Annotated in this window: 30 protein-coding genes; 4 read left to right on the top strand and 26 right to left on the bottom strand. The window is 57.9% G+C overall.

Annotation, left to right across the window (positions count from 1 at the left end; translation table 11 throughout):
• Positions 1-384: 384 nt before the first annotated feature.
• The 6 genes from ACEJ41_RS13415 to ACEJ41_RS13390 form a co-directional block, all read right to left on the bottom strand.
• On the bottom strand, positions 385-789 hold the full coding sequence (locus ACEJ41_RS13415) for a hypothetical protein (protein WP_374012752.1): 405 nt from the start codon (positions 787-789) through the stop codon (positions 385-387).
• A 279-nt stretch (positions 790-1,068) separates the two neighbouring features.
• On the bottom strand, positions 1,069-1,623 hold the full coding sequence (locus tag ACEJ41_RS13410; protein WP_146388536.1) for a hypothetical protein: 555 nt from the start codon (positions 1,621-1,623) through the stop codon (positions 1,069-1,071).
• 121 nt (positions 1,624-1,744) lie between these two features.
• Complete coding sequence (locus ACEJ41_RS13405; protein WP_374012751.1) at positions 1,745-2,104, bottom strand: VOC family protein; 360 nt, start codon at positions 2,102-2,104, stop codon at positions 1,745-1,747.
• A 120-nt stretch (positions 2,105-2,224) separates the two neighbouring features.
• Complete coding sequence (locus ACEJ41_RS13400; RefSeq protein WP_374012750.1) at positions 2,225-2,722, bottom strand: hypothetical protein; 498 nt, start codon at positions 2,720-2,722, stop codon at positions 2,225-2,227.
• A 61-nt stretch (positions 2,723-2,783) separates the two neighbouring features.
• Positions 2,784-3,374, bottom strand: a complete 591-nt coding sequence (locus tag ACEJ41_RS13395; protein ID WP_374012749.1) for a DUF4145 domain-containing protein — start codon at positions 3,372-3,374, stop codon at positions 2,784-2,786.
• A 119-nt stretch (positions 3,375-3,493) separates the two neighbouring features.
• Positions 3,494-3,916: a hypothetical protein gene (locus ACEJ41_RS13390; RefSeq protein WP_374012748.1), complete on the bottom strand. Its 423-nt coding sequence runs from the start codon at positions 3,914-3,916 to the stop codon at positions 3,494-3,496.
• Positions 3,917-4,095: 179 nt separating this feature from the next.
• Between ACEJ41_RS13390 and ACEJ41_RS13385 the strand changes: the two genes are divergently transcribed.
• Positions 4,096-4,368, top strand: coding sequence for a hypothetical protein (locus ACEJ41_RS13385; protein ID WP_374012747.1), 273 nt, complete (start codon positions 4,096-4,098; stop codon positions 4,366-4,368).
• Positions 4,369-4,475: 107 nt separating this feature from the next.
• Here the strand turns inward: ACEJ41_RS13385 and ACEJ41_RS13380 are convergent, their stop codons facing one another.
• Complete coding sequence (locus ACEJ41_RS13380; protein ID WP_374012732.1) at positions 4,476-4,832, bottom strand: hypothetical protein; 357 nt, start codon at positions 4,830-4,832, stop codon at positions 4,476-4,478.
• Positions 4,833-5,288: 456 nt separating this feature from the next.
• Between ACEJ41_RS13380 and ACEJ41_RS13375 the strand changes: the two genes are divergently transcribed.
• Positions 5,289-5,549 (top strand): hypothetical protein, encoded by a 261-nt coding sequence (locus ACEJ41_RS13375; protein WP_374012746.1) that lies wholly within the window; start codon positions 5,289-5,291, stop codon positions 5,547-5,549.
• Positions 5,550-5,810: 261 nt separating this feature from the next.
• Here the strand turns inward: ACEJ41_RS13375 and ACEJ41_RS13370 are convergent, their stop codons facing one another.
• The 18 genes from ACEJ41_RS13370 to ACEJ41_RS13285 form a co-directional block, all read right to left on the bottom strand.
• Positions 5,811-6,302, bottom strand: coding sequence for a DUF4124 domain-containing protein (locus tag ACEJ41_RS13370; RefSeq protein ID WP_374012745.1), 492 nt, complete (start codon positions 6,300-6,302; stop codon positions 5,811-5,813).
• Positions 6,303-6,380: 78 nt separating this feature from the next.
• Positions 6,381-6,920: an NYN domain-containing protein gene (locus ACEJ41_RS13365; protein WP_374012744.1), complete on the bottom strand. Its 540-nt coding sequence runs from the start codon at positions 6,918-6,920 to the stop codon at positions 6,381-6,383.
• 78 nt (positions 6,921-6,998) lie between these two features.
• Entirely contained in the window at positions 6,999-7,814 is an 816-nt protein-coding gene (locus tag ACEJ41_RS13360; RefSeq protein ID WP_374012743.1) for a trypsin-like serine protease, read from the bottom strand.
• A 31-nt stretch (positions 7,815-7,845) separates the two neighbouring features.
• A complete protein-coding gene (locus ACEJ41_RS13355) occupies positions 7,846-8,259 on the bottom strand; it encodes a hypothetical protein (RefSeq protein WP_374012742.1) in 414 nt (137 codons plus the stop codon).
• 17 nt (positions 8,260-8,276) lie between these two features.
• Entirely contained in the window at positions 8,277-8,600 is a 324-nt protein-coding gene (locus ACEJ41_RS13350; protein ID WP_374012741.1) for a hypothetical protein, read from the bottom strand.
• Positions 8,601-8,702: 102 nt separating this feature from the next.
• Entirely contained in the window at positions 8,703-8,912 is a 210-nt protein-coding gene (locus ACEJ41_RS13345) for a hypothetical protein (RefSeq protein ID WP_374012740.1), read from the bottom strand.
• A gap of 89 nt (positions 8,913-9,001) precedes the next feature.
• Positions 9,002-9,409, bottom strand: coding sequence for a hypothetical protein (locus tag ACEJ41_RS13340; protein WP_374012739.1), 408 nt, complete (start codon positions 9,407-9,409; stop codon positions 9,002-9,004).
• A gap of 96 nt (positions 9,410-9,505) precedes the next feature.
• Positions 9,506-9,844: a hypothetical protein gene (locus tag ACEJ41_RS13335; RefSeq protein WP_374012738.1), complete on the bottom strand. Its 339-nt coding sequence runs from the start codon at positions 9,842-9,844 to the stop codon at positions 9,506-9,508.
• 1,200 nt (positions 9,845-11,044) lie between these two features.
• On the bottom strand, positions 11,045-11,539 hold the full coding sequence (locus ACEJ41_RS13330) for an arsinothricin resistance N-acetyltransferase ArsN1 family B (RefSeq protein ID WP_374012737.1): 495 nt from the start codon (positions 11,537-11,539) through the stop codon (positions 11,045-11,047).
• A gap of 57 nt (positions 11,540-11,596) precedes the next feature.
• Positions 11,597-12,994, bottom strand: coding sequence for a P-loop NTPase fold protein (locus ACEJ41_RS13325; protein WP_374012736.1), 1,398 nt, complete (start codon positions 12,992-12,994; stop codon positions 11,597-11,599).
• Between the two features lie 122 nt (positions 12,995-13,116).
• Positions 13,117-13,437 carry a hypothetical protein gene (locus tag ACEJ41_RS13320; RefSeq protein WP_374012735.1) on the bottom strand — a complete coding sequence of 107 codons (321 nt, stop codon included), beginning with the start codon at positions 13,435-13,437 and terminating at the stop codon, positions 13,117-13,119.
• 927 nt (positions 13,438-14,364) lie between these two features.
• On the bottom strand, positions 14,365-14,802 hold the full coding sequence (gene arsN2, locus ACEJ41_RS13315) for an arsenic resistance N-acetyltransferase ArsN2 (protein ID WP_162407712.1): 438 nt from the start codon (positions 14,800-14,802) through the stop codon (positions 14,365-14,367).
• A gap of 109 nt (positions 14,803-14,911) precedes the next feature.
• On the bottom strand, positions 14,912-15,250 hold the full coding sequence (locus ACEJ41_RS13310) for a VOC family protein (protein WP_374012734.1): 339 nt from the start codon (positions 15,248-15,250) through the stop codon (positions 14,912-14,914).
• A gap of 122 nt (positions 15,251-15,372) precedes the next feature.
• Entirely contained in the window at positions 15,373-15,954 is a 582-nt protein-coding gene (locus ACEJ41_RS13305; RefSeq protein ID WP_374012733.1) for an O-methyltransferase, read from the bottom strand.
• A gap of 111 nt (positions 15,955-16,065) precedes the next feature.
• Positions 16,066-16,416: a tetratricopeptide repeat protein gene (locus ACEJ41_RS13300; protein WP_374012731.1), complete on the bottom strand. Its 351-nt coding sequence runs from the start codon at positions 16,414-16,416 to the stop codon at positions 16,066-16,068.
• 210 nt (positions 16,417-16,626) lie between these two features.
• Complete coding sequence (locus tag ACEJ41_RS13295; RefSeq protein WP_374012732.1) at positions 16,627-16,983, bottom strand: hypothetical protein; 357 nt, start codon at positions 16,981-16,983, stop codon at positions 16,627-16,629.
• A gap of 1,404 nt (positions 16,984-18,387) precedes the next feature.
• Positions 18,388-18,738 carry a tetratricopeptide repeat protein gene (locus tag ACEJ41_RS13290; RefSeq protein ID WP_374012731.1) on the bottom strand — a complete coding sequence of 117 codons (351 nt, stop codon included), beginning with the start codon at positions 18,736-18,738 and terminating at the stop codon, positions 18,388-18,390.
• A gap of 205 nt (positions 18,739-18,943) precedes the next feature.
• Positions 18,944-19,636 (bottom strand): alpha/beta hydrolase family protein, encoded by a 693-nt coding sequence (locus tag ACEJ41_RS13285; RefSeq protein WP_374012730.1) that lies wholly within the window; start codon positions 19,634-19,636, stop codon positions 18,944-18,946.
• Positions 19,637-19,870: 234 nt separating this feature from the next.
• Between ACEJ41_RS13285 and ACEJ41_RS13280 the strand changes: the two genes are divergently transcribed.
• Together ACEJ41_RS13280 and phhA are read left to right on the top strand one after the other, a co-directional pair.
• On the top strand, positions 19,871-20,857 hold the full coding sequence (locus ACEJ41_RS13280) for an integron integrase (RefSeq protein WP_374012729.1): 987 nt from the start codon (positions 19,871-19,873) through the stop codon (positions 20,855-20,857).
• Between the two features lie 158 nt (positions 20,858-21,015).
• The gene (gene phhA, locus ACEJ41_RS13275) at positions 21,016-21,891 is read left to right on the top strand and encodes a phenylalanine 4-monooxygenase (protein ID WP_374012728.1); all 876 of its coding nucleotides are present in this window, start codon (positions 21,016-21,018) and stop codon (positions 21,889-21,891) included.
• 32 nt (positions 21,892-21,923) lie between these two features.
• Here phhA and ACEJ41_RS13270 read toward each other — a convergent pair whose 3' ends face one another.
• Positions 21,924-23,339 (bottom strand): FAD/NAD(P)-binding protein, encoded by a 1,416-nt coding sequence (locus ACEJ41_RS13270; RefSeq protein WP_374012727.1) that lies wholly within the window; start codon positions 23,337-23,339, stop codon positions 21,924-21,926.
• Positions 23,340-23,503: the final 164 nt, after the last annotated feature.

The raw sequence follows: 23,503 nt of genomic DNA, 5'->3' as shown, positions 1-23,503 counted from the left end.
AGGAAAGGACAGGCCGCAGCCGCCTGACCGGGCGACACGGCTCACGATGTTCAAACGCCAGAGCGAACAGGTAGCAAGCGGTCAGACCGTCCCGGAGAGAGCCTGACTAACAAGGTGGCGCCACCACATGACACGGTTGATCCCCGTGCATGGGCGAATCCGATGAATGAGAGAGGCCTTCGGGTGCGGTTTTTACCCTGGTCCGGATCAGCAACGCCGATCCAACAAGACCGATTACGGAAATGCAGTCTGGCAACGCTTCGATCACCGATCACTCTGGCCAGTGGTACCGCAACACGCGACAAACCGGTTACAGCAAACGCCTGAAGCTCAAGGCAAGAGCGTCATGTACTCGGGGTTGACGGGAAGCTCCTTACGGAATTGTTAGGCCGCGCCTGGCTGACCTGACAAGACCGTTGATGGGTACAAAGCCACCGGGTTTGGAAAATAGCTGAACTCAAAGCTGAAGTTGCTCTCTCTAAAGTAGATGACGCCAGAAACCTCCGGGGCAGTCGTGAACCATCCGTTGTGCTGCCGATAGAGAACCTGTTCGATCTCCTGGGGAGAAAGCGACGCGACAAACTCACCGAATACACCAAGAACATAAGGCACCCCAACCTCCCGGACAAGTTCGGAATACTGGCCAGCTTTATCACTAAGCTTTCTATAGATGTGATCCGGGGGTATGCCAATCCATCCGCTCCAAGATCCGGTTGAGCAAACTGAAGCCGATATCTCTTGCTCCTTCTCGTTTCTCTGGTGAAGTGTCACCACGTCGATCACTTCCAACAGCCGAGAATTCTCCCCGTAAAGCGACCAATCGGGGGTCTTTCCACGAACGAGCAGCTCGTATCTGAAATTGGCACCGCCTTGCCGCAAATGCGCGCCAAGCAGTAGCTCTCGGTATGTGTGGAATCGAGCGCGAAGTGGTTGTGCCGTTAGCTTCTCCACGAACGGCGCGGCATCGTCCGGGTGCAAACGATCGATGAGCTCATGAAGATGAGCGTTACCAGCTTCGTCTGGGTCTAAACGTGGCAGGTTTCTCACTTGCGCGGCCTAACGCCAGAATTAAGCCGTGCCGCGAAGCGGCATCGGCTTGAATGATTTGTTAGGCCGCACACCAAGCGCTTTGGCAGTCTCTTCAAGCGGTGTACTGAAACCTAGCTTCTTAGCTGGCCGGGAATTCATGTCAATTACCAGCTGGTCAAGACTGCAGCGGTTCAAGCCGCCATCCTGTTCAATGAAGGCCTCGTAATCGAGTGCACAGTTGGTCAGCACGCCGAGTTTGGAAAGATCAGCTGCTCGCGCAAATGCAACAGCGCGATACCCGTTCATCACTCGCTCCCGCACATGGTCCGGGTAACCGGCGAGCTCAAGCACTAGGGAAATGCCCCGAACCAAGCTTATGAACAGCTTTTCGGCCGTGAGGCGCTCTCCCTCCAGCATGAGGAAGCTCAGCTGAGTGCGACTGCTCATATACACAAAGGCGTTGCGCTCTGCCATTGGCAAGAACGTAACGTACCAATTGCCAAGCGGCGCGTCGGTCGCCTGAGCTTCGCCCAAGTGATCTCGTTTGAGACGAGCTCTCGCAGCTATGGCGCGTGTAACGATCAAGTTAGCCATGATGTCTCATGTGCGGCCTAACACCTAAGTTAAGCCGCGCCGTGTAGTGGAGCCAAGCACATGGCAAGCTGCACCTGCCATGTGGTTTGCGGAACGAAGCGGTGTCGGCTTGAACGCATTGTTAGGCCTCAGGCTCCGACCACACGGCCAGCTCATTGCCACCGGGCTCGGTGAAGTGGAACCTGCGGCCACCTGGGAAGGCGAAGATTGGCTTGACCACTTTGCCACCGGCGGCTTCAACCTTGCCGAGTGTACCTTCAAGGTCTTCGCTGTAGAGAACGATGAGAGCGCTTCCGCTTTCGGTGCGAGCCGCCAGGTCGGACCTGAAGAAGCCGCCGTCTAACCCCTGATCGGAGAATGCGACGTAGTCAGGACCGTAATCCTCGAACGCCCAACCGAACGCCCGCTCAAAGAAGCGCTTCGTCTCCGTAAGGTCGCGCGACGGATACTCAACGTAGTTGATCTTCTCATGTCGCGGCATAGCTGCCTCCTGAGGCCTAACACCTAAGTTAAGCCGAGACGCGCAGTGGAGCAAAGCACATGGCAAGCTCTACCTGCCATGTGCTTTGCGGAACGAAGCGGCTTCGGCTTGAACGCATTGTTAGGCGGCCCCCGTGATCCCATTCTCCACAGCCGGGATAACCGCCTGCAGTACTGCGCTGCTATTGCGAACAAGGCTCATGTCACGGCCCTCGTCTGGATCTTTGTCGCCATGCAGCAAGTTACAGCGAACTTGATAAATCACACCCATCAGGCCGGCCAGCCTCTCATTGGCTGGCCTGATGTGATCGCGGTATGCGGCGGCACACCTCTCCGTTTGCTCCCTGAATCTAGGGTCTGATGCATCCTTGCGCATGTCGCCAGGCGGCGTTTCTATGATCTCGAGAGCTGCAGCAGAAGTCTGATCAATGAGCGTGTTCGCTCTCGGGTTGTCCAGGTATCGGCGAACGACTTGCATCACACGCTCTCTCTCGTTGCCATTGGCTTCTTCACCATAGAGGCAGTTAAATGCTGCCCAGAGGCGAAGAAATTCACACCACTCTGGTACGTCTCTGGTTCTGAGCCGTTGCGCGAACAGGGCCTGCTCGTAGATGCTCATTCTGGCCGCCTAACGCCTGAATTAAGCCGCGCCACGAAGTGGCGTCGGCTTGAATGAATTGTTAGGTTACAGGCTTTACACGACGGGCCTGCATTTTTTGAAACTTTGGCCGCATGTAGTACAAAGTCTCAAGAATTGCCTGCAAGAAATCTAATGCTTCCGTCGCGTCTTGTCGTTCAATTTTCTCTTCCGAAGCGTGGGCACCAAAGTTGCGAATAACGCGTAGCTCGTTTGCCCAGTCGTGAATTTCTTGGCTAATCGCCCCGTTTTTATACATTTCCTTTAGCCCGGCAAACATAGTTCTTTGCTTTGGATCATAGTCTTTAGCTACCGCCTCAAGTGCGCGGCCAACCATGGTCACACATGCAATCCAGGATTTGGAGCTCTCGCACCTTACCGCTTCTTCATATGAAGCGCGTACTACCTTTGGCAGAAGATAGCCAATGTGCCGATCGTGTGCCGGAAACATCCTGTAGTACTCGTCAGCATCGAAACCAATCCCAATGTCTTCCCTGAGGAATACAGCAGGTTTGTCGCAAGTTTCGCATCTGGCAAAGGTGTATTCCTCCGGAGGCATTTCATTCGGAAGGAGGTGGACGTGGATGGGAATGAAGTTCGTGTGCTTTTCGCAGTTGGTGCAGATGTAGATCATGTCTCCCCCTGTAACCTAACACCTAAGCTAAGCCGCGCCGCAGCGGGGCGTGAAGCACATGGCAAGTTGTACCTGCCATGTGGTTTGCGCCCCGATGTGGCGTCGGCTTGAGCGCATCGTTAGCCGCTAAACCGTGGCGGTACGAAGTTGCAAATACGAAGTGCTTCTCGAAGGTTCTCGGCATCTTTGGTATTGCCTGAACGTTCAGCGGCAGTAAGTTTCTCTGCTATCCAAGACCGCGCGGCAGGAAAGCTTCTTGGCACAATCTGCCATAGGGCAACACCGTAGTTATGAAATCTCTCATCTAGCATGCATCTTAGCGTGATGCTCCACAGCTTCATTGCGGCCGCCTCAGTCTTGCGGCCAGAACGGCTCAGACCATTCACGAGAGGATTCATATCAACGATGTAATTTATCGCATTGCTAACGTCCTCGCCCACCCTTGATTGAAGAATGGTCCGGAACTCTGGGTTCGTCAGGCCGTACTGGTGGTGAATAAGCGCAGCCATGCCAAAGATTGACCCGTTGTCTTCTGGGTCCATGGGAGTTAGTAAGGAGAGAAAGGAGATGATCTCCTTCTCTGAGCGACGCAGACCCCAGTTGAGAAAGAGCTTTCCAAACATTCCCGTCCCCCGGAGATTGGCTAGCGGCTAACACCTGAATTAAGCCGCGCCGAAGGCGTCGGCTTGAATGAATTGTTAGCGCCGTGGAGGGCGCAGCGATGGCGATTATTGAAATCCAAGGCGGAACGATGAACCACCGCTACCTGATGCGGAAGTCGAAGGACGATCTGGCAAGCATGTACATGCGCCAGCTGCGTGATACGGAGCGGGACGCGAAGGACGCGGAGCGATACCGCTACCTGCGCAAGCACCACGTGCGCGAGTGGGAATCCGACATGCCACACGACAAAGGCGCTCCATCACTCGACCTAGATTTCAGCGCTGAAGGGCATGACCTGGACGCCGCCATTGATCGAGCGATGAGGCGCTAACACCTAAGTTAAGCCGCGCCGCAGCGGGGCGTGAAGCACATGGCAAGCTATACCTGCCATGTGGTTTGCGCCCCGATGCGGTGTCGGCTTGAACGCATTGTTAGGCGCTAGCATAGCCAGACTTCAAGGGCATCCGTCCCGCTGAAGCCCGATAGGCTGAGGTTAAGCGGATCAGAACCCCAGGCCAACCAGAACAGTCGGTCCTCGGGGCAGTAGAGCAACCAGTAGCTCTCTGAGCTGGCCAGGGCATAACCCTCAAGTCTGTCAATTGTCACTTTGCAGGAACGCGCATGATCGTTTGGCACTGCCACCGCCAGCACAGGCGGATCAAGAACATGCGCGAGGAGGTGATCTTTACCCTCTGCGATATAAGCGTCCGCATCCTGGACATGGCCGGTGAACACTTGAGAGGTGTCCTCAAGTGCCTTGTGCAGAATCGCATGGAGCTCGTCGGAGTCGATCACTAGCGCCTAACACCTAAGTTAAGCCGAACCGCGTAGTGGAGCGAAGCACATGGCAAGCTGTACCTGCCATGTGCTTTGCGGAACGAAGCGGTTTCGGCTTGAACGCATTGTTAGGCCGTGCGCTCGAAGACAAACTCATAGTGCGTGACCTCACTCGGGTGAGCTGCCAGCTCACTTAGAACTGTTTGCATGTCCGGCGCCCCTGTCCGGCTCCAATCCGGACTCCGCTCCATGTGCGGCTGGATGAACTCGCTTGTCACCGTGAACGAATCGTACCCCAGGAAACGCCAGCCATTGCGGTACACGAGCGCCACACAAGAAGCGGCGTCCCGTCTTGCTACGAGCGTGACGCCTCCGCGCTGCGTGTGCGGAAACTTCAACTTCTCTAGCAGCTCGCGGCGGTCTGACATAGCGGCCTAACGCCTGAGTTAAGCCGAACCGCGAAGCGGTTTCGGCTTGAACGAATTGTTAGGCTGCGTGCCGCACAAATTATTTGCCACCGATCTTTTGACAGCTCATGCAAGGCGGCTGCTCAACTGGCTGCTTGTCGGTGTAACGAATTGCCTCAGCCTCAACAGTAATGTGGCGATCATTAAGGGCGCGGTCATTGCGGACGATCACAGCATCCGCTCCGATCTGTGCGCCAGCCGCTTGCAATTGAGGGATGGCGTCAGAAATGGACGGGTCGGTCCAGCCGGGTTTGTAACGCTTGGCTGAAACAATACCTACCGATTCATACGGTCTTTGTGGCGGGGAGTACAACACCTGTACTTGGCTTGCATTGGTAGGTGACACAGCGACGCCTGGCGGGAGGTTGCTGTGGACCTGGTACCCGCTGCAAGAGGAAAGGGCAGCCGCTGCGAAAGCGGTTGAAAGCAATCTCTTGAACATGACAGACCCCCTGTTGTTGATTTAGCAGCCTAACACCTGAGTTAAGCCGCGCCGCGAAGCGGCGTCGGCTTGGACGAATTGTTAGGCCTATCTGCCACAGAGCCTGTCATAGCGATCCTGAGCCCGTCTGATTGTGGTCATAGTTCGGTTTGGATCTGAAAGTGCAATATCAAGTTGTGCTTTTGCCTCACCGCATGCTTGGGAGGCCGAAATTTGTTGAGGTTGATCATAAACACGACGGGTAGGTGGGGGACTAATCAGCTCGTGTCGTTGGCCGGTCGCTGGATCAATCATGCCATTGCCGCCGCCGGGGATCATGAATTTTTGTTGCCCAGTAGTGACATCAAGCACCATGCCGGGTTGGTGAGGAACGCTTTCTGTGCGTGTTGGGCACGTAGTACCGCGCTTGATGTAGCTGCTTCCATTTGGACGGATGCAGCGAACGTAATCCCCACCGTCTGAGCCTGAGCAAGGCGTTTGCTGGTACGTCTTGCCACCGCGACCATCTGGGCATGTATAGATTTGCGCTAGGGCAGGTGTTGTCAGAAGCGAAAGCGTAATCAGTAGTATGAGTCGCATTGCATTCTCCAAGATAGGCCTAACACCTGAATTAAGCCGCGCCGCGAAGCGGCGTCGGCTTGAATGAATTGTTAGCCCTCAGCGGGACAGGTGCTGCAAGTGTTGGTCCAGATTGATGAACTCACTGGCCGCTTGCTTGAGCTCCCGAGATGCGTGCCCCCAGAAGACAACATAGACCTTGAAACCACGGGCTTTGAGCTTTTCGATCGCTGGCACGTAGTCAGAGTCCCCGGCCACTAGAGTGATCTCGTCAGTGGCCGGGTCAGCCAGCTCGTAAGAGTCAGCGATCATTGTTGCGACAATATCTGTGTCGATCTTCTTCTCGTGGTTTGCCACGTTTCGGTCGTATGTAGTGACCTCGAAGCCTTTGTGCCGAGCAGCCACCCAAAGAGAGTCGTTCTGCGGAGGGCGCGATCCGAACAAAGCGGCCTTCTTTACGTCGGCGCGGTCTCCGCCGGCGAACTGGAAAAGCTTGCCGAAGTCGAGCTTCCAGGAGTAATCGCAAATTTTGTTCTGTACGGCGGACCAGACGTCAGGAGCGTGGCCATTTTGGAAGGCGGCAACGTGCATGCCCTCGATCCAGATGTTGGAGTTGTCGACGTACAGCAGATTTGCCATGAAGTTGCTCCTGAGGGCTAACGCCTGAGTTAAGCCGCGCCGCAAAGCGGCGTCGGCTTGAATGAATTGTTAGCCCCTCTACGGCTGTCCAGACACTACACTTTCAATCCAGTCGGCGTAATGGCTCAAACGCACATTGCAGGTCACCTGGTCATAGCGACCGTATTTGGCACTCACCACATGGCCCTCAATCACTTTCCAAGACGCCAACCCAGACAAAAGCCATTGATCTTCGACCTGGATAAGCGCGGGGCCACCGCTGTCCCCGTTGCCAAGGGCGCCCTCAAGGGGCAAAGCTGATGATGGCTCGTCGAACCGATAGCAAAACCAGCGGTCGTAAGCACTGGTGATCTCGTTGTAGGCACGACGAAGTTCCGTCCGGTTACGCCCACCGAGACTGTATCCTGCAGCACCGTTGCCGGTCGCTCCTTTCCCGATGATCTTGACGATCTCTCCGGGCCGCACGCTGTCTTCGTGGAGTGCGACAGAGACGACATCCGTCACGGGCTCGGCCAGCTTGACTAGCGCGATGTCGTCAGACGACGAAAGAAACACAACGATCAAAATTGCTTCGCCACTGGCCATCGCGTGGTCGATCAATTCTTGTGGCAGCGGTTTATATCCAGCGTGGATGACGGTGCGCTCAACGTCCCTGGGCTTCCCGTTGATATCTACTTGCTTGAGTTCGGAGTGCAGCGGGATCGTATGTGCAGCGGTGATCACCCACTGTGGGGCAATCAGTACGCCGTGCCCCTCACTGGGCATATCGACGAGCGCATGGAATTCAGAGGTCGTAATGCGATACTTCGAGTCGTCAACATCATGTCGGATGACGATGGCGCTGGCAGGGGACGCCAGCGTGAGCAAGAGTGCGAGCAACAAAAATCGGGGCACGTGTGGCTCCAACGGGGGGCTAACACCTGAATTAAGCCGTGTCGCGAAGCGGCATCGGCTTGAATGAACTGTTAGGCGGCATGCTACTGCAAGACTGCAAGTGCCAGTCTTTGCTGCTAGAGCCTTCCGGCAAGGAACGCAGAACCAGCTGGCTGGCCCTAGCGCTCATGACGCGGAAGGAGAGAGGCGTGTGGGTGACGTTGATGCTGTGCCCTTCAACCAGCCCGCTTTGAAACACCAGCACATCGCCGGAAAGATCTAGCTTGTATGTGCCAAGGAAGTCACCTGAGTATTCGTCACCAGCGATGATGAACTCCGCAGCTGGGTCCTGGCAGTTGGACCACCATGCCCCTTGAATCGAGTCGAGCGACAAGGGGTGGCCCGCTGGTGCGGCGGCACCCAGAGCAAGGATTCCTAAGAGCCCAGTTGCGATGATCTCGCCCATGCCGCCTAACGCCTGAGTTAAGCCGCGCCGCGAAGCGGCGTCGGCTTGAATGAATTGTTAGGGCGCAACTCGCAACCAGGGAAGCGAGTACGGAAGGTCTCATCGGCGTAGGGGCCAGCAATGCCGAGGAAGTAGATGGTCAACGCGTAGAGCCTTTGTGCCACCGGCAGTACCAATGCCCTGTAAAGCTTGAGTAGCCCCGGCCGGACGCAAGCCCAAAGCTGCGCCCCAACTAGCATTGCGAATAAATCAATGCCAAAGGCATCAACAAATGGAATCAGCAGCCTGAGTTCCGGATGTGAGGCGAGCAGCACGACCACCATTACAGTCATGGCTGCCATTGCCCATTTGTACCAATTTCTTCGACTCACCCTTGGACTCTCATTGCGCCCTAACGCCTGAATTAAGCCGCGTTGCGGAGCAACGTCGGCTTGGATGACTTGTTAGGCCGATGCCTGCCGAAGTTGCCGATTGATACGCGCAAGCCCGCGGCCCGCCATAACGGCAAAGACGATGCCTGCCAGACCAATTGCAATGATTAACAGATCACGACTGGAAAAGTCGGTGGGCGGTGCGATGAGGCACGCAATGAATGAAAAGCAAAGGGACAGGGTGGCCAAGACCACCAGAAATGCATTTGAGACAACTTTCATATCAAATCTCCATATTTTGAAGTTGCGATACAGCGGCCTAACACCTGAATTAAGCCGCGCCGCGAAGCGGCGTCGGCTTGAATGAATTGTTAGGCGGCGCTGCCACGTGCTACCGCCCAGAGGATGAGACCACCAAACACCAAGGAAACCAAGCCAATCAGTGCGACGTAGCGTGTGAAGAGAGGAACGACTTGCTGCGCGAAGCGATGATGCCACCGCCAGGGAATGACCAGCAGGCCTGCGGTGGTGACAAGCAGCAGCCAGCCAAAAAGGTTGAAGACGCCAGACAGAGACATGCGTGGGGCATAGACCACAAGTGCAGCGCCAACAGCGAAGCGCAAAAATAACTCCGCGAAGTGCACAGATGCAGAACTGGCGAACCCGAGCAGGAACCGACTGGCTCGTGCTGGCACGAACAGCGATGCGGTTCCCAAGGCAAGCAAGTACATGCCCGCGAGTACAACGACAGCAAGAGCAAGTGCTTCAAGCAACGACATTGTTTGATAGCCGCCTAACGCCGTGTTAAGCCGCAGCCGGCCGACCGCGGTCCATTTGATCGAAGCATCTCCCCGGCTGTCGGCTTGAACACACAGTTAGCCTTCATCGCCGCCGTCGTCAAGGATGTCGCTCAAGACGCCGAATACGTACTCGTGCATCCACGACCCGCCTTCGCCTGCCGTGATGATTTCACCCTCATTTTTCGGGTGGCAAAAGGTGAGAACTGGCGAGAGGGATTCACCGTTGAGCTCCATGACTGCGCTGCCGTCGACGATTGCGGTGACAGAGAAAGCGATGTTACCTGCGGCTTCCTCCAGCATGGCGCGGTCGGAAACCCCGGCCTGCTTTAGACCAGACAGGATCGACTCGACGATCTCTCTAGTCAGAGCCAACTGCATCGCATCGTACGTTTCGGCGTTTGGAGAAAGCTTCATCAGCGCGTTTCCAGAACGGGGGCTAGTAGAACCTGAAGGCTAACACCTGAATTAAGCCGAGCCGCGAAGCGGCTTCGGCTTGAATGAATTGTTAGGCGCCACCTGACAATTTGTCACGACCATTGCCTGACTAGCTGCCTACACCAAAGACGGATAACGGAAAGAGGATAACCGTGACCGGCTTAGGGAACGCAACGCCCAAGGCTGCACTGCAAGCAGCAAATGCGAGACCCCAGGCTCCTACATCCATTAGTGAAACAGGCGTTGTGCCAAGTGCAATGCGACCGAGCGCGCCGATCCAAAAACCTCCGAGACCTCCAACGAATGCAGCCAAGCGCCGATCGCTAGCGGTAATGGGTGCTCGCCACCAATCCCGGAATGATCGCTTTCGTTGTTTGAGCATCGACGTTTCTCGTGGCGCCTAACACCTGAGTTAAGCCGCGCCGCGAAGCGGCGTCGGCTTGAATGAATTGTTAGCCGCTACTCGTGAAAGCGGCCTTTCTCACACCAGAATCTAGTTGCAACGTCTTTTTGGCGCTGGAAAAGTTCTTGCGCCAATTGGCAATTCTCTTGGTTGTACTTGTCACCGTCTGCCGCGTCAAAGGTTGCGAGATGGACGCGCATGGACGAGTCAAGAACGGAGTTGCGATAAAGAGTGTAGGTCTGGCTGTCCGAGCCGCCGATGCGTGAGCAGGCCGGTAGCGTTGCGATTGCAGCGAAAAGTGCGAGCGAGAAATGTCTCATAGCGGCTAACACCTGAATTAAGCCGCGCCGTGAAACGGCGTCGGCTTGAATAAATTGTTAGGCCTCACGCCCATTGAGCAGAGAAGCCATCTGAACTGCATCTGATCGCTGCAAGAATAGGTACAAGAGCTTGCAGCTACCGAACTCCCGATGAAGCTCCGACTCGCGAATAGGATGGTTGCCGAAGCGAAAGCGACGCGTTGCACCTGACCGAGCCGGAAGCTCGTAGACGCCAAAGCTGCGCGGCAAAGTGAGATGGCCGTCGGGTCTTACCTCGGCTGGCGGGACTGCACGCGCACCCAACTCTTGCTCTGTTGAAGCTGCCATGATCTCGCTCTGTGAGGCCTAACACCTAAGTTAAGCCGCGCCGCGTAGTGGAGCAAACCATATGGCAAGCTGTACCTGCCATGTGGTTTGCGTAACGAAGCGGTGTCGGCTTGAACGCATTGTTAGGCCTCATAGCAGGAGTTGCCAATAGCCGACATCCACCCAGCGATCTTGCTTGTAACCCACCTGCTCAAAGTGAGCCACCTTCTTGAACCCGAGCCGCTCATGCAACCCAATACTCGGTTCGTTTGGAAGAGCTATACCACCTATCACCGCGTGCATGGACGCAGCACGAATTGCAGCTATAAGGGCTTTGTAGAGCTGAGACCCGACACCCTTGCCGGTGTGGCTAGCGTCTAAGTAGATGGTGGCCTCAACCGAGAACCGATAGGCACAGCGTCCCTTCCACTTTGAAGCGTAGGCGTAACCCACAACACAACCCGCGGCTTCAGCCACGAGCCAGGGCAATGAAGTAGCCAACGCCTCTGACACTCGATGTGCCATCTCTGCTTCAGTAACGGGTTCAGTCTCGAAAGTAATGACAGTGGTCGATACGTAATGATTATATATTCGCGCCAATGCGGTGAAGTCGCTTTCTTTGACGGTGCGAACGGAAACGTCCATGAGGCCTAACACCTGAATTAAGCCGCGCCGCGAAGCGGCGTCGGCTTGAATGAATTGTTAGCCTTCACCCGCGACCAAATCGATCTTGGACGCAACAGATCTTACGTTTGAGTAGAGGCGATTGAATCTCTTCTCTCGCGCGACATGCGAGATGATCTCTGCACGATGTCTTGCGTCAGGCGTGAGTGACTCGTCTTGTGATTGCTGCGAGAACTTGCTGTATAGGTCGTCTTGTTCATGGAGAGGGGTCTGGGCTCCGATTAGCTCTGCCTCCAGTACGTACCCGTAGTTGGATTGCGCAAACTCTCTTCCTTCCGGCTGCTTTGAGAAGTACTTCATCACAGCACCGGCGGTCGATCTACCAGCAATGAACTCCTTGTAAAGCTCCGAGTTCTTTATCTTGAGAATAATCAAGCAGCCAAGCATCAGCGGATGCAAGTAGTGATTCTGCGGTGTGGCACGAATAGCTAGGCTTAAAAGCGAGAAAGCGCGTTCACGCTCCCGAAACGAAAAATCCAAGGCGCTGAAAAGATGCTTGAACAGGCTTTCAAGTCGATCTTTGTCGAACCTTGTTTCGTTATGCTGCATGCGCGCTGCGAAGAACTCATCTAGTCCAAACCGGCTAAACTGGGCATTCAGGAAGTCTTCTGTACCCGGGGTTGGCAAGTTCAGCTCTAAGTCGAAGAATCTTTTAAGGTATCCATCGACATCCATTTCCTGGCCATATAGCGTCCTTACAGAATGTCCAAGTTGATCTGGGTCTAATGCGATGACGAACGCGATACGGTCAATTGAGAAGAAGTGCTTAACAATTTCGAGCAGTCGAACCGCGTGAGTGGGCCTGCATCTATCAAGCTCATCAATGATAAAGACCAGCGGCAGCTTGGAATCATCGCCGTACAGGGATTGCGCAATATCATTCAGTTCTTTTCGAAAAGAGACGACTGACCTCTTGGCTTCCGTGTAGGAATCAATCTGATCTTGCGTGAATTTCTCCGCGGCGTCAGCTATAGCGGCCTCTGTCAACTGATCGAGATTAACGACCCCTGCAGTTCCAATTCTCACTGCCGCAGGTATGGCTGCCCTGATGATCTTGCCTCCATACTTTTTTGCTTTATCGATCTTGATTTGGATCGAACGATTCCTATGACTCCTGAGCACGCTCAGTTGCTCTTCCGTGTCCCCTAGAAGAGCGACAAAAGGATCGTCTATATAATCGCTCTCCCACGCATTGAAACTTATGATCTTGAGTTCGTTCGCAGCTAGATGAGCCTCTAGCATTCGCAGAAAGGTTGATTTCCCATAACCCCACGGCGCGTTGACGGAAATCACGAGCGGCTCGGTGCTGCTCTTCAAGATATTTGTCAGGGCTTCGACAGCTGGCTTTCGACCCAGCTTGTCGTTCTGAAACGGGTCGTCGGCGGATACGTCAAATAATGGGGCACGAAGTCGCATGAATGATCTCAGTGAAGGCTAACACCTAAGTTAAGCCGAGACGCGTAGTGGAGCCAAGCGCATGGCAAGCTCTACCTGCCATGTGCTTGGTGGAACGAAGCGGCTTCGGCTTGAACGCATTGTTAGGCCGCACTTGCGATAACTGCAAACGAGCTGGCGAGAAGCACAATTGCGACAACAGCAATAACCGTTGCAATGATGCTGACCAAAAAGCCTTTAAGAAGTGTGGTGCCAAGCGTGAATGAATAGATTCCTGATCCGACAATCAAAGCGACGAGTACTACGATCAGTTGATCTGAAGCTATGGATCTGACGACTGCAGATAGCACCATCTGCAGGATGACGGCAATAAGCGCTGACCCAAAGCCCGTCCTCTCAGCTCCGACCATGCGAGCAGCAAGCATGACTGGAACTACCAGCGCGACTACAAGAACTGCGAACATGAGAACTAACTGCAGCATAAGCCTCCCCTGTGCGGCCTAACACCTGAGTTAAGCCGCGCCGCGTAGTGGAGCACACCATATGGCAAGCTCTACCTGCCATATGGTTTGCGTAACGAAGCGGCGTCGGCTTGAACGAACTGTTAGGCCGCAGCATGCGACGACAGTGAGAGGCACGCAAGCTGTTTGCCTTGGGTGTTCCCGAAGCCACCAAGAGCTGGCGCGCGGCCGCAAACCATCCGCTGGGAGTCTCCGAAGCCAGGGCCTGCCCCGAGATAAGACCGTGAGCCCCTGCCTGGTCGGCGCCGAAGCGACCGAAGCCGAACAACCCGACCGCAGACCTATCCCGCGCGGCGAGACGCTGGCCGAAGCACAAAGGCGCTGAGAGAAGCGGCGAGCTGATAGACCAGGCGCAACTGCCATACCCGACTCTGCTCCTTGTGGCCTAACGCTTGAGTTAAGCCGTGCCGCGAAGCGGCATCGGCTTGAACGAATTGTTAGCGCGCAACCTAGCCATTGGAGGGCAACTGAGCAACCGCCGCCTCCAGGCCCTCTGGCTGCGGGTTGCCCTGAGCAAGCCAGTCATGAGCAAAGACACTCATCTGAGCCTTTGCCAGTGCGTCGGCGGTAGCGCCAGTAAAGCCAGAACCGGGCAGCCCCGACTCTTGCTGCACGACGAGTACCGTTAGAGGCGGCAGTTTGTTGAGAATGCAGTAGGACTGAATTGGCTCAAGCAACTGCCCGAGACCTGCTCGTGGAACTCCGATAAGTGCAGAAACGTGACTGTAAGTCAGCGACTGTCTGTTCTTTGCGGCCCACGCCAGAACAGCCCAGATCTGACTAGCTCTTTCGGATCGCGTCATAAGTCCCCTTGCGCGCTAACACCTGAGTTAAGCCGCGCCGCGAAGCGGCGTCGGCTTGGACGAATTGTTAGCCGTTAAGCCGCTTGACCATGAAAGCCGATGACGACGGGCACAACTCCGAGAATTGGCTGGTGCGGGCGATGGATGCCGGGGCCTCATTGCGACTGGCATGGACGTATCCGCGACGCTCAAAAAATTTGTCTGCGGTGGTGGTAAGCAAGTACACGGCATGTGCACCCAGCACCGCAGCTTGCTGCTCTGCGCATGAAGCAAGTTTGGCACCAAGTCCTGTGCTGCGGTGTGACTCTGTAACGGCAAGTGAGCGAAGCAGCGCATTTGCTCCGTGTATCTCCAGACCGACCATCCCGGTCAAAGTGCCATCAGGCGCATGGCCGAACAACAACACCTTGGACGATCCGGACAGGTCGCTGGTGGGCAAGTGGCAGGAACTGAGCAGAGCCTCGGCGGCCGAGTCAAACTCTATGGGTCGGATCGATGTGTCCATGACGGCTAACACCTAAGTTAAGCCGAACCGCGTAGTGGAGCGAACCACATGGCAAGCTTTACCTGCCATGTGGTTTGCGGAACGAAGCGGTTTCGGCTTGAACGCATTGTTAGGCCTGCTGACTCTGGAAAGCCACGTGGTAGCCATTGCAGTCAGTGATACCAAACTCTCTAGAGCCATGCGGCATGTCTTGCAGGGGCCAAGCAACAGCAACATTGTCTTTGACAGTTTCGTAATAGCCATCCACGTTGGGAACCGTGAAGTAGATGGTCCCTGAGAGCCCAAGCGGACCCTCCCAGATGTCGCCGGACGTGAAGATGAGCGCTCCGCCGTGCAACTCGACGGTGAGGGTTTGCTCCGCCGTATCGCGGACGCTGAAGCCGAGCACTGACTTGTAGAACTCGCGAGTCTCCTCAAGATCTCGACAACGCAGAAGTATGGTCAGCATTGATGTCTCCAAGCAGGCCTAACGCCCAAGTTAACTGGCAGCAACGTGCGCAGCACGTTGATGTCCAGTTGAACGCCGAGTTAGGCGGCGGCGCGGAGGAGAGGGCGTTGAAAACAAGAAAATTAAGCACATTTCGTTGCAACAATCAAGCCGCTTGCCCACGACAGTTTTGACGTGACAAACATGGGCAAGCTTTCAAGCTTCTCTGTTAGCGCCGAGACCTTCTCAGCATGTCCATCTGGCCAATTTGATTGCGGCAGCATGTCGTCGATAACGTACAGGCCGCCGGGATTGAGCAGGGCCAGTGTTTCATCAAGCATCTGGTACTTTCCTGACCAGGTGTCTGCAAAGATGAAGTCGAAGCGCTGGCCGGCAATGCCTTTGATGAACTCGTCTCCGTCTGAGCACACCACAGTTAACCGGTTGTCGTTGCCGAGATGGTGGCGAAGCACTGACAGTGCAACTTCGTCATTGTCTACGGTCGTCAGTGTGGCCGTGGCGTTCATCCCGTCCAACAGCCATGCTGTAGAGAGGCCGGTTCCCGAGCCAAGCTCAAGAAATTTGGATCCTGGTTTTGACGCAGCCAGTGTTCGCAAGAACGAGCAAGTGAGTGGCTCAGAAGCCATGCTGAAGCCGACCTCTCTGGTTGCATGCCAGATGGAGGTGATGACTTCGGGTTCCCTGATATTGTTTGAGTCGTTCATTTGATGCTTGTATTTAAAGCGCTTGTCAAGTGCTTTTCATGAGAGGCCTAACACCAGAATTAAGCCGTGCCGCGAAGCGGCATCGGCTTGAATGACTTGTTAGGCCGCATATCAGGATACGGGCCTCGGTCGTCGCTCCGAGAACTCCGTGTCCAGCAGCTCAAGCCACGCGTCCACTCGGTAGTGCTCCTCGGGGGCAAACTTGAGCAAGCCAGTGAGTACTTTCTTCGCCTCCGATAGCTCACCCAACTGGTAGTGAGCTTTGGCGAGTGCCCAATGGGCATCGGGACTCAGGGGCTGCGAGGCGACCCACTCCAATGCGGTGAACTTTGCAGCTTTGCTCTGCCCAGAGGCGAGTAGTTCATCAAGCTCAGACCTCTTGTTGCTGCTTCGGTTGTTGCTCCGCCCTTCCTTTACCGCGTCCAACAGATTGACCGCGATGACGAAGAAGATGATGAGCATGCCAAGCACGCATAGCGCAATGAGAACCAGGAGCCACTTTATAGCTGTAAGTTGGCTCAGTAGCGGGGTCAACGATTCCACCGAACTCTCCATTGCGGCCTAACACCTAAGTTAAGCCGCGCCGCAGCGGGGCGTGAAGCACATGGCAAGCTATACCTGCCATGTGGTTTGCGCCCCGATGCGGTGTCGGCTTGAACGCATTGTTAGGCGCTAGCATAGCCAGACTTCAAGGGCATCCGTCCCGCTGAAGCCCGATAGGCTGAGGTTAAGCGGATCAGAACCCCAGGCCAACCAGAACAGTCGGTCCTCGGGGCAGTAGAGCAACCAGTAGCTCTCTGAGCTGGCCAGGGCATAACCCTCAAGTCTGTCAATTGTCACTTTGCAGGAACGCGCATGATCGTTTGGCACTGCCACCGCCAGCACAGGCGGATCAAGAACATGCGCGAGGAGGTGATCTTTACCCTCTGCGATATAAGCGTCCGCATCCTGGACATGGCCGGTGAACACTTGAGAGGTGTCCTCAAGTGCCTTGTGCAGAATCGCATGGAGCTCGTCGGAGTCGATCACTAGCGCCTAACACCTAAGTTAAGCCGAATTGCAGCGCGTAGCCGGGCACATGGCAAGCTCTTTCTGCCATGTGGCTGGCGTAGCGATGCAATTTCGGCTTGAACGCATTGTTAGGCCGCTACACGCGACCCCTGAGGTAGAAGGCACATGCCTTAGCGTCAGAGGCTACAGCCGCATCAGGACTGGCGACAAGTTGTTTGACCTGCAGTAGCTCATCACTGCCGCCAACAACAGCGGCCACTTGGATAGCGCGCCTTGCGAGGTCGGGAAGATTTGATTGCATGGCAAGTCGAACGACCTGGCGAGCGCGCTGGCGAAAATCAGGAATTGAACTGGTCAGCTCCCTTGTAACGTCATGCAAATGCTCAACGGCGACGTAACCGCGCGCCTCATTACGGCGTTGACTCCAAGTGAACGATGGCCCGTGCGGTCCCCGTGTTACCAGCCACAACCAGACTTCATCGGCAGGATTACCGCCAAGGCGCATGATCTCAGTGATAGTTGCCGGGCTCATGGGTTGCAGTGATCTTTCCTGCGGCCTAACGCCTGAATTAGGCCGCGCCGCGAAGCGGCGTCGGCTTGAATGAATTGTTAGGCTGCACCGCGACCTAGTAGGGCAGCCCAGATTGATGGGGCAGCGGCCAATAAGAGTACGACAAGAACCCCAACAAGAGCCGCGGCCCACAGAGGGATTTGCTTGTGCCTATAAACGGCAGCAGCACTAATGATTGCCCCGATAACAATCGTGCCAATTGCTTGAGGCCTTACAACGACGTAGTAGCTGGACGACCACAGCACCAGTACGCCATAAGCCAGTATTGCTGGAATAAACATGGCCGATAGAAAAGCAACGATCACATGCGCCCAGCGCCGTTCAATTGGGTGTGATTTTGGCGGTTGGTAAAGACTGTTGCTCATAAGCAGCCTAACGCCTGAATTAAGCCGCGCCGCGAAGCGGCGTCGGCTTGAATGAATTGTTAGGCGGCTGAGTCAAGTCGTTCAACAGCTGTTCTTGCCGCATCGCTTACAGCCAGCCACCCTGGATCTTGCCGCCAATCTGGCCATTCTTGTGACAAATTTGGAAGATGCTGCTCGAACACTCCGTGGAATTCAGCGAGAATTGCCAATTCTCCAGCGGAGAAGCACTCTCGCCACTCACGTTGCCCGCGATCCCATGTCTCCTGCGGATATCTGGGTGGACAGATCTTCTCCGCGGGGAAGTAAAGGTCATTGAACCACCCGCAGATGAGTTCATTTGGCCCAACGACCTCATTGAGATTAGCGAGATCGTCAAGGTGTTCGCGGATCGATGCGTGGTAAGCGAGTTGCCCCATAGCCGCCTAACACCAGAATTAAGCCGTGCCGCGAAGCGGCATCGGCTTGAATGACTTGTTAGGCCGCATATCAGGATACGGGCCTCGGTCGTCGCTCCGAGAACTCCGTGTCCAGCAGCTCAAGCCACGCGTCCACTCGGTAGTGCTCCTCGGGGGCAAACTTGAGCAAGCCAGTGAGTACTTTCTTCGCCTCCGATAGCTCACCCAACTGGTAGTGAGCTTTGGCGAGTGCCCAATGGGCATCGGGACTCAGGGGCTGCGAGGCGACCCACTCCAATGCGGTGAACTTTGCAGCTTTGCTCTGCCCAGAGGCGAGTAGTTCATCAAGCTCAGACCTCTTGTTGCTGCTTCGGTTGTTGCTCCGCCCTTCCTTTACCGCGTCCAACAGATTGACCGCGATGACGAAGAAGATGATGAGCATGCCAAGCACGCATAGCGCAATGAGAACCAGGAGCCACTTTATAGCTGTAAGTTGGCTCAGTAGCGGGGTCAACGATTCCACCGAACTCTCCATTGCGGCCTAACGCCGGAATTCAGCCGCCGACAGACCGCGTAGCGGGATGGCGGTCGGCTGGAATGACTTGTTAGCTGTATTACTTGCCTCGCGCGTGATACTGCGGACAGTGCTATTTGCTGAGCACGAACTTGCAAAGGTCTCTCGAATGCTCCTGAAGAAATGCCTGCTTGTTTTGCAATGGCTCAACGCTTTGTGGTGGCGGTTGATCCATGAACGAGAAGTGGCCCGCGCCGTCAGTGATGCGAACGTCCACAGTTTGCCAGTCACGCATTGCCTGAGCCAGCCACTCGCTTTGTGCGGGAGGCGTGATGACATCCTCGGAGCCGACCCACGCCAGAATAGGAACACGCACCGAATCAAGTGCGCCCGGTGCTTGGAAGAACCCAGTTGGCGGCGCAAGCAGGCCGAGGCGCGTTAGCCGCCCATCTGCAACGATGTGGACTCGCTGGCCAGGCCCCAACCACATTTGTCCGCCAGCTAGTGCGATGAGTGTGGCTGCACCGATAGAGTGACCCACGCCGACCACAGCCGCGCCAGGCTGGACGAATGCATTGAGTGCAAGGCACAACCGCCTTGCTCGGAGCGCCAATTCCGCTTGCGTGGGCACTGGCGAGGCGAGTCGTTGGAAATGTGGTGCAACGACCATGCAACCTGATTCAGCCAACGTCTCCAGAAGCGTAACGTGGCGCTCTGGGTTGCCACCTGCACCCACCGCGAAAAGCACCACTGGAGAAAGTTCTTGGGCCTCGCGCACCGAGACTTCGAATGACTCTGAACAATCTTGCAGGGTCTGCGTGTGCATCAAATGCTTTTCCTTGCCTCGGAGTAATTCATACGGCTAACACCTAGTAGACCCCACAACCGGGGGATATCCCGGAGTATTCAGGCCCGGGGGGTGCTGGTCAAATCGGTCAATTCCTACATGCATTCAGTCGCTTGCCCGATGTCCCGGCCCACATGGCCGCGTACATCCTGCTTGCGGGCACCGGTGGATACGCGGTGCTACTTCTTATCTGCACGGAAGCGTCTGATAAACATGGATGCGAAACAAGCGCGGGCACCGCGGCTGTTTGACGAGGTTCGGCGGAAGTTGCGGGTGCATCACTACAGTTTGCGCACGGAGCGGGCCTACCTGGGATGGATCCGCCGGTTCATCCTGGCCAACGGGCGCCGGCACCCGCGGGAGATGGGCGGGCGGGAGGTGGAGCACTTTCTCAGCCAGCTGGCGGTGCAGGGCAAGGTGGCGGCCAGCACCCAGAACCAGGCGCTGTCGGCACTGCTGTTCCTGTACCGGCAGGTGCTGGGCATGGAGCTGCCGTGGATGGAGGACGTGATACGTGCCAAGCGGCCGGCGCGGCTGCCGGTCGTGTTGTCGCAGGGGCAGGTGCAGGCGTTGCTGGCGTGCATGGAGGGGCGTACCGCGTTGGTCGCGCGGTTGCTGTACGGCACCGGCATGCGGCTGATGGAGGGGCTGCGGCTGCGGGTGAAGGACGTGGACTTCGCGCGCAACGAGATCCTGGTGCGCAACGGCAAGGGCGGGCGCGACCGGCGCACGCTGCTGCCGGCGTCACTGGTGGCGCCGCTGCAGGATGAGGTGCAGCGCGCGCGCATCCTGCATGGCGGCGATCTCCAGGCCGGGTTCGGCGCGGTGTGGTTGCCGCATGCGCTGGCGCGCAAGTATCCGAATGCGCCCACCGAGTTCGGCTGGCAATACGTGTTCCCGGCGCTGCGCCTGGCGGTGGATCCGCTTGATGGCACGACCCGCCGGCATCACCTGGATGACGCAACCCTGTCGCGTGCCATCCGCAGTGCACGCCTGCGCGCGGGCATCGACAAGCCGGTCTCGGCGCACACCCTGCGTCATTCATTCGCAACCCACCTGCTCGAGGCCGGTTACGACATCCGCACGATCCAGGAACTGCTGGGGCACAAGGATGTGGCCACCACCCAGATCTACACGCACGTGCTCAACCGCGGCGGCCGCGGGGTGCTCAGCCCGCTCGACAGCCAGGCTCGCGGCTGACCGTTGTGGACGGAGCCCGCGGGTACGCGGAGCGTGCGCCCGGGCACATATCCGGCGCCTGTTCGCAGCGCGTTCGCAGCCCCTTCGGCGGCGGGGGATATCCTGTGCCTGCGCCATTGCCCGGCCGCCCCGGCCGGGTCCTGCTTCCGGAGGCCGCCATGTCCACGCCGCGCCGCGTCGAGAACCTGCACACGGACAAGGGCAAGGTGCCGGTGTATGCCACCGGCATCGTCGAGCAGCCGTGGGACGACTACGACGCTGCCGACCACACCACCTGGGGCACGCTGTACCGGCGCCAGCGGGCACTGCTGGCCGGGCGCGCGTGCGACGAGTTCCTGCAGGCGCAGGACGTGATGGGGATGAGCCCGCAGGCAATCCCGCGTTACCGCGAGCTCAACGCGGTGCTCGGCCAGGCCACCGGCTGGCAACTGGTCGGGGTGGAGGGGCTGTTGCCCGAGCTGGATTTCTTCCAGCACCTGGCAGCACGGCGCTTCCCGGTGACCTGGTGGATCCGGCGCCCGGAGCAGATCGACTACATCGCCGAGCCGGACCTGTTCCACGACCTGTTCGGCCACGTGCCACTGCTGATGGACCCGATGTTTGCCGACTACATGCAGGCCTATGGCCGCGGCGGGGTCAAGGCGCATGGGCTGGGTGCCGAGGCGCTGCAGAACCTGGCCCGGCTGTACTGGTACACGGTGGAGTTCGGGCTGGTGCGCCAGCGCGGTGAGCTGCGCATCTACGGCGCGGGCATCGTGTCTTCCGGTGGCGAGTCGGTGCATGCACTGGAAAGCGCGGCGCCCAACCACGTCGGCTTCGACCTGGAGCGGATCATGCGCACCGGCTACCGCATCGACAGCTACCAGGAAACCTACTTCGTGATCGACAGCTTCGAGCAGCTGATCCAGGCCACCAGGCCCGACTTCGCGCCCATCTACGCACGCCTGGCCGGGCTGCCCGCAATTGCGCCTGGCCTGGTGCTGGCCGATGACCGGGTCTTCCAGCGCGGCACCGGCAACGGTGATGACGCCTGAGGCGCGAGGGCGGTCGCCGGCGAGGCCGGCTCCTACAGTGCCAGGCGTGACGGCGTGCGCGGTGCCATCTGGCGCACGCTGCGCGCAGGTGCGGGCGCCAGCAGCTGCTCGGCCAGCTGGCGCGCGGCCAGGCGCAGTTCCGGCACCGCGGTGATCTCCCACAGCTGGCCGCGCAACAGCGGGCCAAGGCAGTACAGCCCGCGCACCAGCGCACCGTGGCGGTCCAGCACCTCGAACTGCGGCGTGGCCTGCACGCCCAGGCCGTGCGGGTCGGCAGCGATGGTGCCTGCGTCACGCAGCTGGCCGATCAGGGGATGGCTGGTGCATTCGATGTCGGTATCCAGGCCGGTGGCGCGGATCAGCACGTCGTAGCGCTCGGCCAGTGCATGCACGTGTCCGCGCTCGCGGACCAGCACTTCCACCGCGCTTTCGCCGCGGCGCGCGCGCAGCAGGCGCCCGGCACGTACCCGCAGGCTGCCTTCCTTGATCTGTTGCTGGAGCTCGTCGTGCACGGCGGGAGCCAGCCGGTGGCGTGCCGCTTCCCAGTACGAGCGCAGGTGCCGCAGGAAGCGGCTGCGCTGTGCGTCGGGCAGGGTCTTCCAGTAGGCCTGCAGGTGCGGACGCAGCGCGTCCACCAGATCGCGCCAGTCCGGTACCACCGGCAGCAGGCTGCGCAGTACGCGCAGCAGCTGGTGCACGTCGGCGGCGCCCAGGGCGTGCAGTACCGCCGGCGGCAGGGCGATCTCCGGGCCGGAGTCGGCCAGGTGCGGTTGCGGCAGCAGCCCGTGGCGGGACAGGGCGGTAATCGGCCCGGAGTGGCCGCGCCGGCGCAGGGTCACCACGGTGTCGGCCATGGTCAGTCCGGTCCCCACCACCAGCACCCGCACCGCGTGCGGCACCGTGGCCAGGGCGTCGGTGCCGCGCAGGTTGCGCTGCCAGGGCCAGGCCACGTAGGCCGGGTCCACCAGCAGGCGCGGGCCCACGCCCTGCAGCCGCTGCGGCGGCAGGGTGCCAACCGCCAGCACCACCCGGTCTGTCACGAAATCCGAGCCATCGGCCAGGGTCACCCGGAACGCCCCGGCCTCGCGATCCACTGCCACCGCTTCCTGCTGGACCTGGTTGAAGCCGGCCAGCGAGACCTGCGCGGCCGACTGCAGGCGCGAGTACAGGTATTCGCCGTAGACCAGCCGCGGCAGGAAGCTGTCCTCGGCGCGCCGGGTCAGGTGGAGCCAGCGCGCGAATTCTCCCGGCTGGTCGTGGGTGGCGCCCAGGTCGCGCGCGCGCACGTTGAGCAGGTGCTCGGGGCGGGCCTCGCCATAGGCCACCCCGCGGCCATAGCCGTCGGGCGTGCCGACCAGGCACAGGTCGACCCCTGGCGGGGCGTTCCGCGCCAGCTCGGTGGCCAGCACGCTGCCGGTGAAGCCCGCTCCGATGATGGTGATCCGCATGGTCCGTCCTCGCGTTGCAACCCCTGCGCGCCAATCAGAGCCGGGGTGCGGGAATGATGGATAAAGGCCGGGTTATGCGGGGCCATTGCGGTGGCAACCGTTGGCTACAAGCACATGACCAATGGCCATGGAACACGCGCCTGCACGTGCTGGCCGGCCATGCG

It is taken from the genome of Pseudoxanthomonas koreensis, assembly GCF_041890415.1.
Taxonomy (GTDB): domain Bacteria; phylum Pseudomonadota; class Gammaproteobacteria; order Xanthomonadales; family Xanthomonadaceae; genus Pseudoxanthomonas; species Pseudoxanthomonas koreensis_A.
Note: the sequence above shows the minus strand (reverse complement) of the source record. Positions and strands in the feature narration are given on the sequence as shown.